Raw genomic sequence first — 15,583 nt, forward strand, 5'->3', positions numbered from 1 at the left:
GACGCTTGTCAGCCTGGCCCCGCCAATTCACCCCTCTTCAAGACTGGCCGTCGATGATGGCCGCGGCCACGGTCTGGCGGAACCAGGTCAGGGCGGCGCTGCTGTCGCTGTTGGGGTGCCAGTGCAGCGAGACTTCGAACTCCCCCACGGAGAACGGCAGTTCCAGTTGCCGCAGGCCGCCTTCGAGGGTGAACAGGCGGGCGATCTGCGCCGGCAGCACCGCCAGCAGGTCGGTGCCGGGCAACACCTTGGGCAGCACCGAGAAGTGCGGCACCTGCAGGCTGATGCGGCGCTTGGCATTCATCTGCTTGAGCACGTCCTCGACGCTGCCGTGGCCGGTGGTGCGGGTCACGGCGATGTGACGTTCGGCGAGGAACTGCTCCAGGCTCAGCTGGGTGCCTATGCGCGGGTGGCGGTCGCTGAGCAGGCACACGTAGCGCTCGCGGATCAGCACCTGGCTGCGGGTACCGGTCAAGGGTTTGCGACAGATCAGCGCGTCGACCTTGGCGCTGCTGAGCCACTCACCGGCCTGGTCCACCTGCAGCGGCAGGACTTCGACTTCGGCCTCGGGGGCCTGCTGGTTCAGGCGCGCCAGGATCAGCGGCAGGAAGCCCATTTCGCCAAGGTCGGACAGGGCGATGCGAAAGCGCCGTTCGGTGGTCGCCGGGTCGAAGCGCCGGGTGCTGTGCACGGTGTTCTCGATCCGCGTCAGGGATTCGCGCAAGGCCGGATACAGCTCATCGGCCAGTTGGCTGGGCTGGATACCGTCCCGGGTGCGGCTGAACAGGCCGTCGTCGAACAGCTCGCGCAGCCGCGCCAGGCCGTAGCTGACCGAGGGTTGGGTGACGAACAGGCGCTCGGCGGCCAGGGTCACGCTGCGGGCTTCATAGAGGGTGACGAAGGTGCGGATCAGGTTCAGATCGATGTGGCTCATGTTGCCTCATTGATATAGACGGGTCTTATTTTTAATAGAGATAGTATCGATTTGATCAATTTCTTGGCGGCTGCAAGAGTAACTCAAATTCTAAAAAGCAGCGGCAAAGGCCCCTATGAAAACCGTCCATAGCGCTTCCTACGACATCCTGCGACAACAAGGCCTGACCACCGTGTTCGGCAACCCGGGTTCCAATGAGCTGCCCTTTCTCAAGGGTTTCCCCGAAGACTTCCGCTACATCCTCGGTCTGCATGAAGGCGCGGTGGTGGGCATGGCCGACGGCTTCGCCCTGGCCAGCGGTCAGCCGGCATTCGTCAACCTGCATGCCGCGGCCGGCACCGGCAATGGCATGGGCGCCCTGACCAATGCCTGGTACTCCCACAGTCCGCTGGTGATTACCGCCGGCCAGCAGGTGCGCTCGATGATCGGCGTCGAGGCGATGCTCGCCAACGTCGACGCCCCGCAACTGCCCCGGCCCCTGGTCAAGTGGAGCCATGAACCGGCCTGCGCCGAGGACGTGCCGCGGGCCCTGAGCCAGGCGATCCACATGGCCAACCAGGCGCCCAAGGGCCCGGTCTATCTGTCGATTCCCTACGATGACTGGGCCCGTCCGGCGCCGGCCGGGGTCGAGCACCTGGCCCGGCGCCAGGTGGCCAGTGCCGGGTTGCCCTCGGCGGCGCAACTGCGTTCGCTGGTGCAGCGCCTGGCGGCGGCGCGCAGTCCGGTGCTGGTGCTGGGGCCTGATGTGGATGGCAGCCAGAGCAACCACCTGGCCGTGCAACTGGCGGAAAAACTGCGCATGCCGGCCTGGGTCGCGCCGTCCGCTTCCCGCTGCCCGTTTCCCACCCGTCACCGGAGCTTTCGCGGGGTGCTGCCGGCTGCCATTGCTGGCATCAGCCGCTGCCTGGCGGACCATGACCTGATCCTGGTGGTGGGGGCCCCGGTGTTCCGTTATCACCAGTTTGCGCCGGGGGACTACCTGCCCGAGGGAACCGAGCTGCTGCACATCACCTGCGATCCCGGCGAAGCGGCGCGTGCGCCCATGGGCGATGCGCTGGTGGGGGATATCGCCGAGACCTTGCAGGCACTGGTCTGGGCGCTGCCGGACTGCGACCGGCCGCAGCCCCAAGCCTTGCCGCTGGCCACTCCGGTAGAGGAGCTGGGCGGCCTGCTGCGCCCGGAAACCGTGTTCGACGTGCTCGATGAGCTGGCTCCCAAGGATGCGATCTACGTCAAGGAATCCACCTCCACCGTAGGCGCGTTCTGGCAGCGAGTGGAGATGCGTGAGCCCGGCAGCTATTACTTCCCGGCAGCCGGCGGGCTGGGCTTCGGCCTGCCGGCAGCGGTGGGCGTGCAACTGGCCCGGCCGGAGCGGCGGGTGATCGGAGTGATTGGCGACGGCTCGGCCAACTACGGCATCACCGCGCTGTGGACCGCCGCCCAGTACCAGATTCCGGTGGTGTTCATCATTCTGAAGAACGGCACCTATGGCGCCCTGCGCTGGTTCGCCGGCGTGCTGCAGGTCAGCGACGCTCCGGGGCTGGACGTGCCCGGCCTGGACTTCTGCGCCATCGGTCGCGGCTATGGCGTGCATTCGGTGCAGGCCAGCACTCGGGAGGAATTTGCCCTGGCTCTGACTGAGGCCCTGGCGGGCAACCGCCCGGTGCTGATCGAGGTGCCGACACTGACCATCGAACCCTGAGGACTTGCCTTGGCGCCGGGTGCAAGCCCGGCCTTGCCAACCTTAACTGCGGACTCACCAGAAGAATAAAAAGAGGTGGTTATGAACACGACTTCGGTCACCGCTGTGATAGACGACGCGACCCAGCCGGCGCGCTCCGGTTCCCCCCATGCCGATATCGGCACCTTGCTCGACCAGGGGCCCTTCACCGGTATGCAGAAACTGGTGGTGCTGCTGGCGGCGCTGTCCATTGTCATGGACGGTTTCGACGGCCAGCTGATCGGTTTTGCCATTCCGCTGATGATCAAGGAATGGGGCATCACCCGCGAGGCGTTCGCCCCTGCGGTGGCGGCCGGGCTGATCGGCATGGGTATTGGCAGTGCTTGTGCCGGGCTGTTCGCCGACCGTTTCGGCCGGCGCATGGCGATCATCGCCAGTGTGTTCGTGTTTGGCGTGGCCACCTGCGCCATTGGCCTGGCGCCGAACGCGGTGGCGGTGGCGGCGCTGCGCTTTATCGCCGGGCTGGGCATCGGTGGTGCGTTGCCCAGCGCGACCACGGTGACGGCCGAATTCACCCCGGCGCGGCAGCGCACCCTGGCGGTGACCGCCACCATTGTCTGCGTGCCCCTGGGCGGGATGCTGGCGGGGCTGTTCGCCTCCCATGTGTTGCCGCTGTACGGTTGGCGCACCCTGTTCTTCATCGGTGGCAGCTTGCCCATCGTCCTGGGTTTTGCCCTGCTGGCGACGCTGCCGGAATCGCCGCGCTTCCTGGCGCGTCGACCCCAACGCTGGAACGAGCTGGGCACCTTGCTCGGGCGCATGGGCCGGCCGATGGCGGCGGGGGTGGTCTACACCGATGCCCTGGAGCAGAAGAGCGAGAAGCAGGGCGGTTTCCGCGCCTTGTTCGCCCTGGGGTACGGGCGTGACACCCTGGCCCTCTGGGTGGCCTTCTTCATGTGCCTGACCGCGGTCTACAGCGCCTTCAGCTGGTTGCCCACCATGCTGCTGTCCGAAGGACTGGAGCTGTCGGTGGCCGGTTCCGGACTGACCGCCTACAACCTGGGCGGGGTGATCGGCGCGCTGGCGTGCGCGGTGGCCATTACCCGCTGGGGTTCCTTCTGGCCGCTGCTGATCTGCTGCGCCGGGGGCGCGGCCAGCGCCTTTGTGTTGCAGGGGGTGGACATCCACCAGAATACCGGCCTGCTGATCTTCGGCTTCGGTGTGCATGGCCTGTTCGTCAACGCCGTGCAGTCCACCATGTACGCGCTGTGTGCCTTTATCTATCCCACCGGCGTGCGCGCCACCGGTACCGCATCGGCCCTGGCCTTCGGGCGCCTGGGAGCGATTCTCAGTGCCTTCGCCGGAGCCTTGGTGATCACTCAGGGCGGGGCCCAGGGCTACCTCATGCTGTTGGGCTCGGTGATGGTCATGGCGCTGCTGGCGCTGCTGATCGTGGGCCGGCACATTCCCCGGCGCCTGCCGGGCCAGTCATGACCGCGGCCCGGTGCTTGAACCGGCCACTCACATCAGGAGGTTCGATGAACATCACCATTCTCGGCGCGGGTGCCATGGGTTCGCTGTTTGGCGGCCTGCTGGCGGAAAGCGGCCAGCAGGTGACCCTGCTGGACATCAACGACGCGCACCTGGCGGCGATCCGCAACGACGGCCTGCTGCTGACTACCGACCGCGGCGAGCGGCACATCACGGGCTTGAACGCCTGTCGCCCGGAACAGGCCGCGGGGCACCCCGACCTGTTGCTGGTCTTCACCAAGACCCTGCACACCAACAGCGCCTTGCGCAGTGTTGCCGGGCATATCGCCGGGCACACCCGGGTGCTGACGCTGCAGAACGGCCTGGGCAATGCCGAGGCGCTGTCCCGGCATGTGGCCCCGGGGCAGGCGGTGATCGGCATGACCAACTGGCCCGCCGACATGGTCGGGCCGGGGCAGGTGCAGTCCCACGGCCAGGGCGTGGTCCGGGTGCTAGCCCTCGACGAGGGCGAGCAACAGGCCAGCCGTGAAGTGGCGGCGGTACTGGACGCGGCGGGGTTGAACTGCGCGGTGGACCCCGAGGTGTGGACGTCGATCTGGGAAAAGGTCGCCTTCAATGCGGCGCTGAACAGCCTGTGCGCGGCCACCGGCTGCACCGTCGGCCAGCTGGACGCGGCGCCGGAAGGCGTGGCACTGGCCCGGGCCATCGTCATGGAAGTGGTGGCCGTGGCCCGCTCCCAGGGGATAGTGCTGGATGCTCAGCGATGCCTGGACAGCGTGGCCTTTGCCATGGCCAACCACCGCACGCACAAGCCATCGATGCTGCAGGACGTGCTGGCCGGAAGGCTTACGGAAATCGGTGCGATCAACGGCCAGGTGCTGGCCCGGGCGCGGGAGGCGGGTGTGGCCGTGCCCCACACCGAAACCCTGCTCGGCCTGCTGCGGCTGATCGAAAAACGCGCCACCGCACAGTAGAACCCAGCCCGTTGCGGGTGACACATTGGTTTATGAATGCTGTTCCTTGAGGAGATTTTCCATGAATGATTGCAACGCGGTTTATTGCGACCTGCATCTGCAACCCATCGCCGGACAGTGGCGCGCCGGTGCCGCCGGCAAGATCCTGGCGGTGACCAATCCGTTCGACGGCGCTCTGCTGCTGGAAGTGGCCCAGGCCAACCGCAGCGACCTGGATGCAGCCTACGCCAAGGCCGCCCAGGTGCAGCCGCAATGGGCAGCCCTGGGGCCATCGCAGCGCGCCGCGGTGCTGCACCGGGCGGTGGCGATATTCGACCGACGCCAGGAGGAAATCGTCGACTGGATCATCCGCGAGTCCGGCAGTACGCGGATCAAGGCCCTGGCCGAGTGGGGCGCGGCGCGGGCCATCACCCTGGAGGCGGCGTCCTTCCCGGCGCGGGTCCACGGGCGGATTGTCGAATCCGATGTGCCGGGCAAGGAAAGCCGGGTCTACCGCAGCGCCCTTGGGGTGGTCGGAGTGATCAGCCCGTGGAACTTCCCGCTGCACCTGACCCAGCGCTCCATCGCCCCGGCCCTGGCCCTTGGCAATGCGGTGGTGGTCAAGCCGGCCAGCGATACCCCGGTGTGCGGCGGCCTGCTGCTGGCCAGGATTTTCGAGGAAGCGGGGCTACCCGCCGGGGTGTTCAGCGTTGTGGTGGGGGCCGGTAGCGAGATTGGCGACGCCTTTGTCGAGCACCCGGTGCCGGCGTTGATCACCTTCACCGGCTCGACCCCGGTGGGGCGCGGCATCGGCCGTATCGCCAGTGGCGGGGAACACCTCAAGCATGTGGCTCTGGAGTTGGGGGGCAACAGCCCGTTCGTGGTACTGGACGATGCCGACCTGGAGCAGGCGGTGAACGCCGCAGTGTTCGGCAAGTTCCTGCACCAGGGGCAGATCTGCATGGCGATCAACCGCATCATCGTCGATGAGCAGCTCTATGACGCTTTCGCCCAGCGCTTCGTGGCCCGGGTCAAGCAGCTCAAGGTGGGTGATCCGCAATCGCTGGACACGGTGATTGGCCCGGTGATCAACACCCGCCAGTTGCAGGGTCTGCATGACAAGATCGCCTTGGCCCGCGAGCAGGGCGCCGAGCCGCTGTATGAGGGCGGGCAGAACGGCAACCTGCTGGCGCCCCATGTGTACGGCGAGGTGCGTGCCGACATGGACCTGGCGCGCAATGAAATCTTCGGCCCGCTGGTGGGGCTGCTGCGCGCCCGGGACGAAGCCCATGCCCTGGAGCTGGCCAACGACAGCGAGTTCGGCCTGGCCAGCGCAGTGTTCACCGGCAACCTGGAGCGCGGGGTGAACTTCGCCCGGCAGGTGCGCGCCGGCATGACCCACATCAACGATGTGCCGGTGAACGACGAGGCCAACGCACCCTTTGGGGGCGAGAAGAACTCCGGGCTGGGGCGCTTCAACGGCGACTGGGCGATCGATGAGTTCACCCGGGACCACTGGATCAGCCTGCAACATCGGCCACGTCAATATCCCTTCTGACCCGGCACCCTGATTAACGCCCGGCCACCCTGGCCGGGCTTTTGAGCATCCATGAGCGGACGGGCTGTGGTCGGCCTGTCGGGGCACGGCTGCGCCTATGAAAAGCGGAGAACAATAATAATGAACACCCGTTATCCGATGCTCTGCCGTTCCCTGGTTGGGGCGTCCTTGTCCGTGGGCCTGTGCGCGCCTTCATGGGCTGCCGACGACAGCGGTTTCTTCGAGGGGAGCAAGACCGACCTGCTGTTGCGCAACTACTATTTCAACCGGGATTTTCGCGATCATGATGCACCCAAGGGGCAGGTGGAGGAGTGGGCCCAGGGTTTCATTCTCAAGTTCAGTTCCGGCTACACCCCGGGCGCTGTCGGTTTCGGTCTGGACGCCATCGGCCTGTTCGGCCTCAAGCTCGACAGCAGCCGCGCGGTCAGCGGTTCGGAGTTGTTGCCGGTGCACGACGATGGGCGCGCCGCGGACAATTTCGGTCGTGTCGGAGCGGCCCTCAAGGCGCGGGTTTCCGCCACCGAGGTCAAGCTTGGTGAGCTGCTGCCGGACACTCCACTGCTGCGTTATGACGACGGCCGCCTGCTGCCGCAGACCTTTCGCGGGGCCATGCTGGTATCCCGGGAGATCAGCGGCCTGGGCCTGCAGGCCGGACAGTACCGCGCTGTCAGCCTGCGCAATTCCTCGGACATGCAGGATCTTTCGGCCTGGGCCGCGCCCGGGGTCAAGTCCGATGGCTTCACCTACGCTGGTGCCGAATACCGCTTCAACCAGCAGCGCACCTTGCTCGGGGCCTGGCATTCGCAACTGGAAGACATCTACCGCCAGAGCTACTTCAACCTGTTGCACAAGCAACCGCTGGGCGACTGGACCCTGGGAGCCAACCTCGGCTACTTCATCGACCGCGACGACGGCCGCGCGCGTATCGGCCGGGTCGACAGCCGCACCGCCTATGGGCTGTTCTCCGCCTCCCGGGCCGGGCACACGCTGTACCTGGGGTTGCAGAAAGTCAGCGGCGACAGCCCCTGGATGTCGGTCTACGGCAGCAGCGGGCGGACCCTGGGCAACGACATGTTCAACGGCAACTTCAGCAATGCCGGCGAGCGTTCGTGGCAGGTGCGCTACGACTATGACTTCGCGGCCTCGGGAGTTCCCGGGCTGCTGGCCATGGTGCGCTACGGCCGTGGCGACCACGCCACCACCAAGGCCGGCAATGGCGGTCACGAGTGGGAGCGCGATACCGAGATCGGCTACACCCTGCAGAGCGGCACCTTGAAGAACCTCAGCCTGCGGCTGAACAACGCCACCAACCGACGCAGCTTCAACAGCGACTTCGACCAGACCCGGTTGATCGTCAGCTACCCGCTGTCGCTGTGAACCCTGTAGTCGCTGTCGAAGGCTGCGCAGCAGACGCAGCGATTTCACGGGCGCTGGAGGTCCGGCGGGAGGATCGCCAAGCAAGGCCCTGCGGGCCTTTGCGCAGCTTCGCGGGCTCAGCAGCGGCTACAGGTGATGCGGGGATGCGTAAGAGCCGGAGACCGGCGGCAGGTAGCTCATGGGGTGGGCCGCAGCTGCCGGCGCGGGTGTCTGCAGGCTGCTGCGGCGTCGGTGTGGGGGCTGGGTTGCTTCAGCGTCGGCCCAGGCTCTGCTCCAGGCGGCGGATGCCTTCCTCCAGCAGGGCTCTCGGGCAGCCGAAGTTCAGGCGCACGAACTGTTTGCAGTTGTCACCGAACTCCAGCCCGGCGCTGAGACCGACCTTGGCCTGTTCGAGGAAGAAGGCGTGGGGATCCTCCAGGCCCAGGCCGCTGCAATCGAGCCAGGCCAGGTAAGTGCCTTGTGGCGCGTGCATGCGGATGCCCGGCAAGCGGGTGCGCACGGCCTCGAGCAGGTAGTCACGGTTGGCCTGCAGGTAGGCGAGCAACTCCTGTAGCCAGGAGCCCCCCAGGGTCAGGGCGGCGTGGGTGGCCTCCAGGCCCAGGGGGCTGACGCTGTCCACCATGCCGGCGCGGGCGTTGTTGAAGGCCAGGCGAGTGGCCGGGTCCTGGACGATGGCAAAGCAGGTCTTCATCCCGGCGACGTTGTAGGCCTTGCTGGCCGACATCAGGGTGATGGTGCGCCGGGCGATCTCCGGCCCGAGGGTGGCGGTGGGAATATGCCGGTGACCGTCGAAGCACAGCTCGGCATGGATCTCGTCGGACACGATCAGCGCGCCCTGGTCCAGGCAGGCCTGGGCCACTGCTTGCAGTTCTTCCCGGGGGAACACCTTGCCCAGGGGATTGTGCGGGTTGCTCAGCAGCAGCGCGCCGGCGCCGTGCAGGGCCTGGCGCAATTCGGCCATGGGCGTGCTGTAGGTGCCTTCGGCGGTGACCTGGAACGGCACCTCGATCTTGCGCAGTTGCCAGTTGCCGGGGGCCAGGCGCAGTGGCCGGTAGTTGGGGGTCTGCACCACCACCGGTTGCTCCGGCCGGACGAAGGCGTGCAGGGCCATGTTGAAACCCGGTTCGACCCCGGGCAGGAAGATCAACTCATCGGGTTGCACGCGCCAGGCGTACTTGTGCCACAGGTCGGCGACCACCGCCTCGCGCAGTTCGTCACGGGCCACGCTGTAGCCCAGCAACGGGTGCTCCAGGCGCTGGCGCAGGGCGTCGAGGATCTCCGGTGCCGCGGCGAAGTCCATGTCCGCCACCCACATGGGCAGCACGTCCTCGGGGTAGCGACTCCACTTGGTACTACCGGTGCCGTGGCGCGGGTGCAGGGTATCGAAGTCGTAGCTCATGGCGAATCTCGTCGGCTGGTAGGGCAAAGGTGCAGAGATTCTAGCCGGCTTGCGCAGGGTTGGTCATGAACAGTGCGGCCTTCTTTGCAAGGCAGCTTTTCCCTTGCCTGTGCCTCACAAAAACCTCGTTTCGCAATGCTCCGGATTGGGCGAACAATGACCTCCCTGCATGCGCCGCCCCGACTGTTCGGGCGCGGTGGCAATGCACTGCCGATCGATTTGTTCTTCCTACAAAAACAACAGGGAGCAAGCGATGAACCGCCATTCGAACATCACCTGGCCGCCTCTTGCGCAATGGGTCCAGGACACATCCAACACACCGGGCCATTGGCCCCCCGGCAATGCTTGCCGGGTGCAGTGGTCCGTGCCGCGTCTGCCGGTACTGCGCTGAACGAGGCTCGTTGTGCCTGGTGCGGCGCCGCCCGTGGCTACGGTCGCTGCCAGGTTGATGCTGTGCGGGCTCGTGCGGGCGAGCCGGCTTTCTCGAGGATGGGTTACATGTCCAATATCTTGCGTTGTGGCGTTGTGTTGTCTGTGCTGGTGCTGTGTACCGGGGCTGCGGCCCAGCCGCGCAATCTCACGGTGATCTCCTTTGGGGGCGCCACCAAGCAGGCCCAGGAACAGGCGTATTTCCAACCGTTCAACCAGAGTGGCGCGGCCCGGGTGGTGGCCGGCGAATACAATGGTGAACTGTCGAAGATCAAGGCCATGGTCGAGGTCGGCAAGACCAGCTGGGACGTGGTCGAAGTAGAGAGCCCGGAGCTGTTGCGCGGCTGTGACGAGGGGTTGTTCGAACCCCTGGACCTGGGCAAGTTCGGCGATCCCGGGCAGTTCGTGCCCGGAACCCTGACCGAGTGCGGCGTCGCCACGTATGTGTGGTCGATGGTGATGGCCTTCGATCCGCAGAAGCTGGCCAGGGCTCCCGGGTCCTGGGCCGATTTCTGGAACCTCAAGGACTTTCCGGGCAAGCGCGGCTTGCGCAAGAGCGCCAAGTACACGCTGGAAATCGCCTTGCTCGCCGATGGCGTGCCAGCGGCCCAGCTGTACCAGGTACTGGGCACCCCGGAAGGTGTCAGCCGGGCCTTCGCCAAGCTCGACCAGATCAAGCCCCAGATCCAGTGGTGGGAGGCCGGGGCCCAGCCGCCGCAGTGGCTGGTGGCCGGCGATGTGGTGATGAGTGCGGCGTACAACGGCCGGATTGCCATGGCGCAGAAGGAAGGTATGCCGTTGAGCATCCTCTGGTCCCAGAGCCTCTACGATCCGGAGTACTGGGCAGTGGTCAAGGGGTCGCCGAACAAGGCCCTGGCCGAGGACTTCATCCGGTTCGCCAGCCAGCCCCAGGCGCAGAAGGTGTTCTCGCAGCACATTCCCTACGGACCGGTGCATCGCCAGGCCCTGGCGCTGCTGCCGCCAGCGGTGCAGCAGCAGCTGCCCACCTTCGAGGCCAACCTCGAAGGCGCGCGGGCGGTGGATGCCGGGTTCTGGGTCGACCACGGCGAAGACCTGGAGCAGCGCTTCAACGCCTGGGCAGCCCGCTGAACGCCAATCAGGGCAAGGGGTAGCTGCCGGGCACCAGCAGTTGCCGGTCGACTTGCTCGATGCGGGTGTGGCCACACAGGGCCAGGGTCAGGTCCATTTCCCGGGCGATGATCTGCAAGGCCTGGCTGACCCCGGCCTGGCCCAGGGCACCCAGGCCATACAGGTGCGCCCGGCCGATCAGCGCGCCCTGGGCGCCCAGGGCCAGGGACTTGAGCACGTCCTGGCCGCTGCGGATGCCGCTGTCGATCCAGACTTCGGCCTGGCCGCCGACGGCGTCGACGATGGCCGGCAGCATGCTGATGCTCGACGGCGCGCCATCGAGCTGGCGCCCGCCGTGGTTGCTGACGATCAGTGCGTCGGCGCCGCTGGCCACGGCCAGGCGCGCATCCTCGACGTCGAGAATGCCCTTGAGGATCAGGGTGCCGCCCCAGCGCCGCTTGATCCACTGGATGTCGTCCCAGCTCAGGCAGGGGTCGAACTGCTGGTAGGTCCACTCCGCCAGCTGGCGCATGTCGTGCACGCCCTGCACGTGACCCATGATGTTGCCGAAATGCCGGTGCCGGGTGCCCAGCATGCCGGCGACCCAGCGCGGCTTGCCGAGCAGGTTCAGCAGGTTGGCCAGGGTCGGCCGGGGCGGGGTGCTGAGGCCGTTCTTCAGGTCCTTGTGCCGTTGGCCACTGAGTTGCAGGTCGAGGGTCAGCACCAGGGCGTCGCAACCGGCGGCCTTGGCCCGGTCGATCAGGCGGCCGACGAAATCCCGATCACGCATCACGTACAGCTGGAACCAGAACGGCGCCGCAGTGGCTTGGGCGACGTCTTCCAGCGAGCAGATGCTCACCGTGGACAGGGTGTAGCGGATGCCGGCTGCCGCCGCGGCCCGGGCGGCGAGGATCTCGCCATCGGCGTGGACCATGCCCGCCAGGCCGGTGGGCGCGATGGCCAGGGGCATGGCCATGTCGATGCCCAGCCGACGTACTTGCAGCGAGCGGTTGTCGATATTGCGTGCCACCCGCTGGCGCAGCTTGATCCGGGCGAAGTCGGCCTGGTTGGCGTGGTAGGTGCTTTCGCTCCAGGAGCCGCCGTCGACGTAGTCGTAGAACATCCGTGGCACCCGGCGTCGGGCCAGCCGGCGCAGGTCTTCGATGCAAGTGATGATGGGCATGGGGCACTCCTGTGGGGTGGAGCACAGCAGACTAGTGTCTTGGGCGCAGGGTGATGCGGAAAACAATTCCTGGCGCGTGGGCGTTTTTTTCCCGGCCCCCGGTGAGGGGTGGCGTCAGGCCTGGGCGTGGGCGTTGCCCTGGGCCACGGCGTCGCGGCAGATTCGCTGCAGCCAGTGGGCCAGGTCCTGGGCGGCAGGCGAGGGCGCCGGCATGTGCAGGGTGTAGTGATAGGACGGCGGGCTGCTGACCTGGCCAAGGATCACCAGGCGTCCCTGGGCCAGCCAGCTGCGAGCCAGGGATGGGCGCGCCAGCACCACGCCCTGGGCGTTGGCTGCGGCTTCCAGGAGCATGCCCAGGTCCAGCAGGGTCGGCCCCTGGTCGGGCTCCGGCAGGTCCAGGCGGGCGGCCTGCAGCCAGGGGCGCCACGGCTCCAGGGGCGAACGCAGCAGCGGCAGGCGGCTGAAGTCGGCGGGCTGGTGCAGGGGGGCGAAACGGGCAAGCAGTGCGGGAGCGGCCATGGGCAGCAGTTGCTCGTCCAGCAGGCGCTTGGCCGGCGGCGCGTCGAGACTGTCGCCACGGACTTCGAGGTCGCACTGGCCATTGCTGGTGTTGGACAAGGGCGCCGAGAGCTGGATCTGCAGATCGATCTGCGGATGGGTCCGGCTATGTTCGTCCAGGCGCGGGATCAGCACCTGCCGGGCGAAGGTCGGAGGGCTGCACAGGATTAGCCGCTGTTTGCGCTGCAGGGTGCGCCGGTGCTGGGGGATGTCCAGCAGCTGTTGCAGCACCGGGGCCACCTGTTCCAGGTACAGCTGGCCATCTGGCGTGAGCCGCAGGCTGCCAGCCTGGCGCTCGAACAGGCTTAGCCCCAGCAGTTGCTCAAGGCCGCTGATGCGCTTGCGCAGGGCACTGCCGGTAAGCGCCAGGGCCTCGGCCGCCTGTTCGATGTTCTTCAGGCGGGCGGCGGTATCGAAGGCCAGCAGGGCGTCCAGGGATGGCAAGCGATAGTCGTTGAACGCCTTCATAGAGACTCTTCTGAGGGTGACCCAGTGCGGCATCTTACGGGGTAGGGCGGCGCAGGGCGAGGCCGCTACGGGCGGTCAGTCTGCCAAAGCCGGGCGACCCTGGGTCAGCCAGTCGATGAACTGGGCGAACAGTTCGGCCTGGGAGTTGATGGCCAGCTTGCCGTAGAGGTTCTTGCGGTGCATGCGCACTGTCTCCGGCGAGATCTGCAGCACCTTGGCAGTGGACTTCACCGAGTGGCCCCGCAGGATCAGGTGGGCGATCTCGCGTTCGCGCACCGTCAGCAGCGGGGTTCCGAAACTCATGAAGGCGGCTTCGATCCGCAAGTTGAATTCGGCCGGGGCAAGCACTGCGCCGGGGGTGGCCTGATGGACCCGTTGCTGCAAGCCGCCGGTGCTGGCGAAGCGACGCAGCAGCTCGAGCACCAGGGGTTCCACGGCCCGCAGCAACTGGAGCGCCTGGCCGGTGAAGCGTTCGCCGCTCAGGCCCTGGAACATGCAGAGCGAGATCTTGCTCTGGGGATCGAGGTCGACGATGTAGTAGCTGTCCTCGGCGCCACCCGTCTTGAGGTAATAGGTCTTGTAGTACTCGCTGCTGAAGAAGTCATCCGGGGCGATGTCCGAGAGGTGGTAGAAACCCTCGGCCAGGCCGCTTTCCACCGCGAGGCAGAAAGGGTCGAGCAGATAACCCCGGGAGAAGTAGCGGTTGATGATCTCGTCGCGGTACGCCCCGACAATCCCTTGTTCATGCAGCAACTGCGGTGGCAGGCCTTTGCGTTCCAGGCTGATCATCATCGACTCGATGGGCGTGAGGGCGCTCAGCGCCGCTGCCAGGTGATCGAGGAAAGTCGCCTGGTCCACGGCGCTCAAGGCCTGGGCCAGGCTGGCATGCCAGGCCAGCAGGCCGTGGAGGGAAAGCGGGGCGGTGATGTCGGGGGATGCGCTCATGCCGGGCAGTGTAACCAGCCGGTGCAGGTTGGGTAAAACCGCGGCCTGCGTTCGCGCATCGCGCATCGCCAGGGTATCCATCATCCCTGCCAGAGCCCGTCGCGATGCAGTTCGGCGGCGGCCTCGAGGATGCACTGACGCAACGTCTCGACGATCTCGTCCACCTGCGCACGGGTGATGATCAAGGGCGGCGACATGACATTGAGGTGGCCGATGGGGCGCACCAGCAAGCCCTTGGCCTGGGCCCGCAGGTGGATGCGCTCGGCGATGTTCAGGGTGTCGGGCAGCAACGCCTTGCTCTGTTTGTCGGCGACGAACTCGACGCAGGCCATCAGGCGCTTGCAGCGCACGTTGCCCACCAGCGGCAGCTCGGCGAGGGTTTGCAGACGCTGCTCCATGTAGGTACCGACGCGCTCGACATGGTCCAGCAGGTTTTCCCGTTCGATGATCTCGATGTTCTTCAGCGCCGCCACGCAGCTCACCGGATGGCCGCTGTAGGTGAAACCATGGGTGAAGCAGCGGCCTTTGCCCGGCTCGCCGATGACCTGCCAGATGCGCTCGGAGAAGATGCAGGCGCCCAGGGGCAGGTAGCCGGAGGTCAGGCCCTTGGCGGTGGTGATGATGTCCGGCTGGATGCCGAATACCTGTTCCGAGGCGAAGAAGGCCCCCAGTCGGCCGAAGGACGTCACTACCTCGTCGGCAACATACAACACGTCATGGCGCTGGCAGACCTCCCACATGCGTCGGTGATAACCGTCCGGCGCAATGATCACTCCGCCCGAGCCCATCACCGGCTCGGCGAAGAACGCCGCCACCTTGTCCGGGCCGATGGTGAGGATCTTGTCCTCGAACTCCGCCACCAGGAACTCGAGGAACTGCGCCTCGCTCATGCCGGCCGGTGCGCGGTAGTAGTTGGGGCAGGAAATGTGGTGGAACAGGTCGCCCATGAAGTCGAACTCGGGCGCGCGGTCGGCGGCCTTGTTGCCGATGGACATGGTCAGGTACGTGGAGCCGTGGTAGGCGTTGAGCCGCGAGATCACATGCTTCTTCGCCTGTTTGCCGCGACTGTTCTGATAGAACTGCACCAGGCGATAGGCCGTGTCCACGGCAGTGGAGCCGCCGGTGGTGAGGAACACGTGGTCCAGGTCCCCGGGGGCCAGGCTGGCGAGCTTTTCACACAGGCGGATGGCACTGACATTGGCCATGTCGCAGAAGGGATTGGAGTAGGCCAGCTGGCGTACCTGATCGGCGATGGCCTCGGCCATTTCCTCGCGGCCCAGGCCGATGTTGGTGCACCACATGCCGCCGACGGCATCCAGGTAGCGATTGCCGGCGGTGTCATAGATGTAGGCACCCTCACCGGCGGCGATGTTCAGCGAGCCTTGCTCGCGGTGTTCGTCGAACATGTGGAAGCCGTGCATGTAGTGCGCCTTGTCGGCGGCCACCAGTTGCTGTTCATCGAACTGCTGGAAGAAGCTTGCGCAGCGATTGGTCATGGGGTTCACCTTTCAAGCGATG

13 protein-coding genes are annotated in these 15,583 nt (G+C 66.4%); 7 read left to right on the top strand and 6 right to left on the bottom strand.

The window, feature by feature from the left end:
* Nucleotides 1-37: 37 nt before the first annotated feature.
* Nucleotides 38-934: a LysR family transcriptional regulator gene (locus LGQ10_RS00790; protein ID WP_226524347.1), complete on the bottom strand. Its 897-nt coding sequence runs from the start codon at nucleotides 932-934 to the stop codon at nucleotides 38-40.
* A 115-nt stretch (nucleotides 935-1,049) separates the two neighbouring features.
* Here LGQ10_RS00790 and mdlC point away from each other — a divergent pair, with 115 nt between their 5' ends.
* The 5 genes from mdlC (at nucleotide 1,050) to LGQ10_RS00815 (ending at nucleotide 7,994) form a co-directional block, all read left to right on the top strand.
* Nucleotides 1,050-2,636, top strand: coding sequence for a benzoylformate decarboxylase (gene mdlC, locus LGQ10_RS00795; protein ID WP_226524348.1), 1,587 nt, complete (start codon nucleotides 1,050-1,052; stop codon nucleotides 2,634-2,636).
* Between the two features lie 81 nt (nucleotides 2,637-2,717).
* Complete coding sequence (locus LGQ10_RS00800; protein ID WP_226524349.1) at nucleotides 2,718-4,109, top strand: MFS transporter; 1,392 nt, start codon at nucleotides 2,718-2,720, stop codon at nucleotides 4,107-4,109.
* A gap of 44 nt (nucleotides 4,110-4,153) precedes the next feature.
* On the top strand, nucleotides 4,154-5,080 hold the full coding sequence (locus LGQ10_RS00805) for a ketopantoate reductase family protein (RefSeq protein ID WP_226524350.1): 927 nt from the start codon (nucleotides 4,154-4,156) through the stop codon (nucleotides 5,078-5,080).
* A gap of 61 nt (nucleotides 5,081-5,141) precedes the next feature.
* Entirely contained in the window at nucleotides 5,142-6,617 is a 1,476-nt protein-coding gene (locus LGQ10_RS00810; RefSeq protein WP_058433812.1) for an aldehyde dehydrogenase family protein, read from the top strand.
* Nucleotides 6,618-6,737: 120 nt separating this feature from the next.
* Nucleotides 6,738-7,994 carry an OprD family porin gene (locus LGQ10_RS00815; protein WP_226524351.1) on the top strand — a complete coding sequence of 419 codons (1,257 nt, stop codon included), beginning with the start codon at nucleotides 6,738-6,740 and terminating at the stop codon, nucleotides 7,992-7,994.
* A gap of 250 nt (nucleotides 7,995-8,244) precedes the next feature.
* Here the strand turns inward: LGQ10_RS00815 and LGQ10_RS00820 are convergent, their stop codons facing one another.
* On the bottom strand, nucleotides 8,245-9,393 hold the full coding sequence (locus LGQ10_RS00820; protein WP_226524352.1) for a MalY/PatB family protein: 1,149 nt from the start codon (nucleotides 9,391-9,393) through the stop codon (nucleotides 8,245-8,247).
* 253 nt (nucleotides 9,394-9,646) lie between these two features.
* Between LGQ10_RS00820 and LGQ10_RS00825 the strand changes: the two genes are divergently transcribed.
* Both LGQ10_RS00825 and LGQ10_RS00830 read left to right on the top strand, forming a co-directional pair.
* On the top strand, nucleotides 9,647-9,784 hold the full coding sequence (locus LGQ10_RS00825) for a hypothetical protein (RefSeq protein ID WP_226524353.1): 138 nt from the start codon (nucleotides 9,647-9,649) through the stop codon (nucleotides 9,782-9,784).
* 107 nt (nucleotides 9,785-9,891) lie between these two features.
* Nucleotides 9,892-10,932: an ABC transporter substrate-binding protein gene (locus LGQ10_RS00830; RefSeq protein ID WP_058436565.1), complete on the top strand. Its 1,041-nt coding sequence runs from the start codon at nucleotides 9,892-9,894 to the stop codon at nucleotides 10,930-10,932.
* Between the two features lie 7 nt (nucleotides 10,933-10,939).
* On the opposite strand, the gene LGQ10_RS00835 is transcribed toward LGQ10_RS00830, so the two are convergent.
* The 4 genes from LGQ10_RS00835 to LGQ10_RS00850 form a co-directional block, all read right to left on the bottom strand.
* Complete coding sequence (locus LGQ10_RS00835) at nucleotides 10,940-12,094, bottom strand: alpha-hydroxy acid oxidase (RefSeq protein WP_058436566.1); 1,155 nt, start codon at nucleotides 12,092-12,094, stop codon at nucleotides 10,940-10,942.
* Between the two features lie 114 nt (nucleotides 12,095-12,208).
* Complete coding sequence (locus tag LGQ10_RS00840; RefSeq protein ID WP_226524354.1) at nucleotides 12,209-13,120, bottom strand: LysR substrate-binding domain-containing protein; 912 nt, start codon at nucleotides 13,118-13,120, stop codon at nucleotides 12,209-12,211.
* Nucleotides 13,121-13,195: 75 nt separating this feature from the next.
* A complete protein-coding gene (locus tag LGQ10_RS00845) occupies nucleotides 13,196-14,065 on the bottom strand; it encodes a helix-turn-helix transcriptional regulator (protein ID WP_226524355.1) in 870 nt (289 codons plus the stop codon).
* A gap of 80 nt (nucleotides 14,066-14,145) precedes the next feature.
* Entirely contained in the window at nucleotides 14,146-15,561 is a 1,416-nt protein-coding gene (locus LGQ10_RS00850; protein ID WP_226524356.1) for an aminotransferase, read from the bottom strand.
* Between the last annotated feature and the right edge of the window lie 22 nt (nucleotides 15,562-15,583).

Source organism: Pseudomonas sp. L5B5, from assembly GCF_020520285.1.
In the GTDB taxonomy this organism is placed as follows: domain Bacteria; phylum Pseudomonadota; class Gammaproteobacteria; order Pseudomonadales; family Pseudomonadaceae; genus Aquipseudomonas.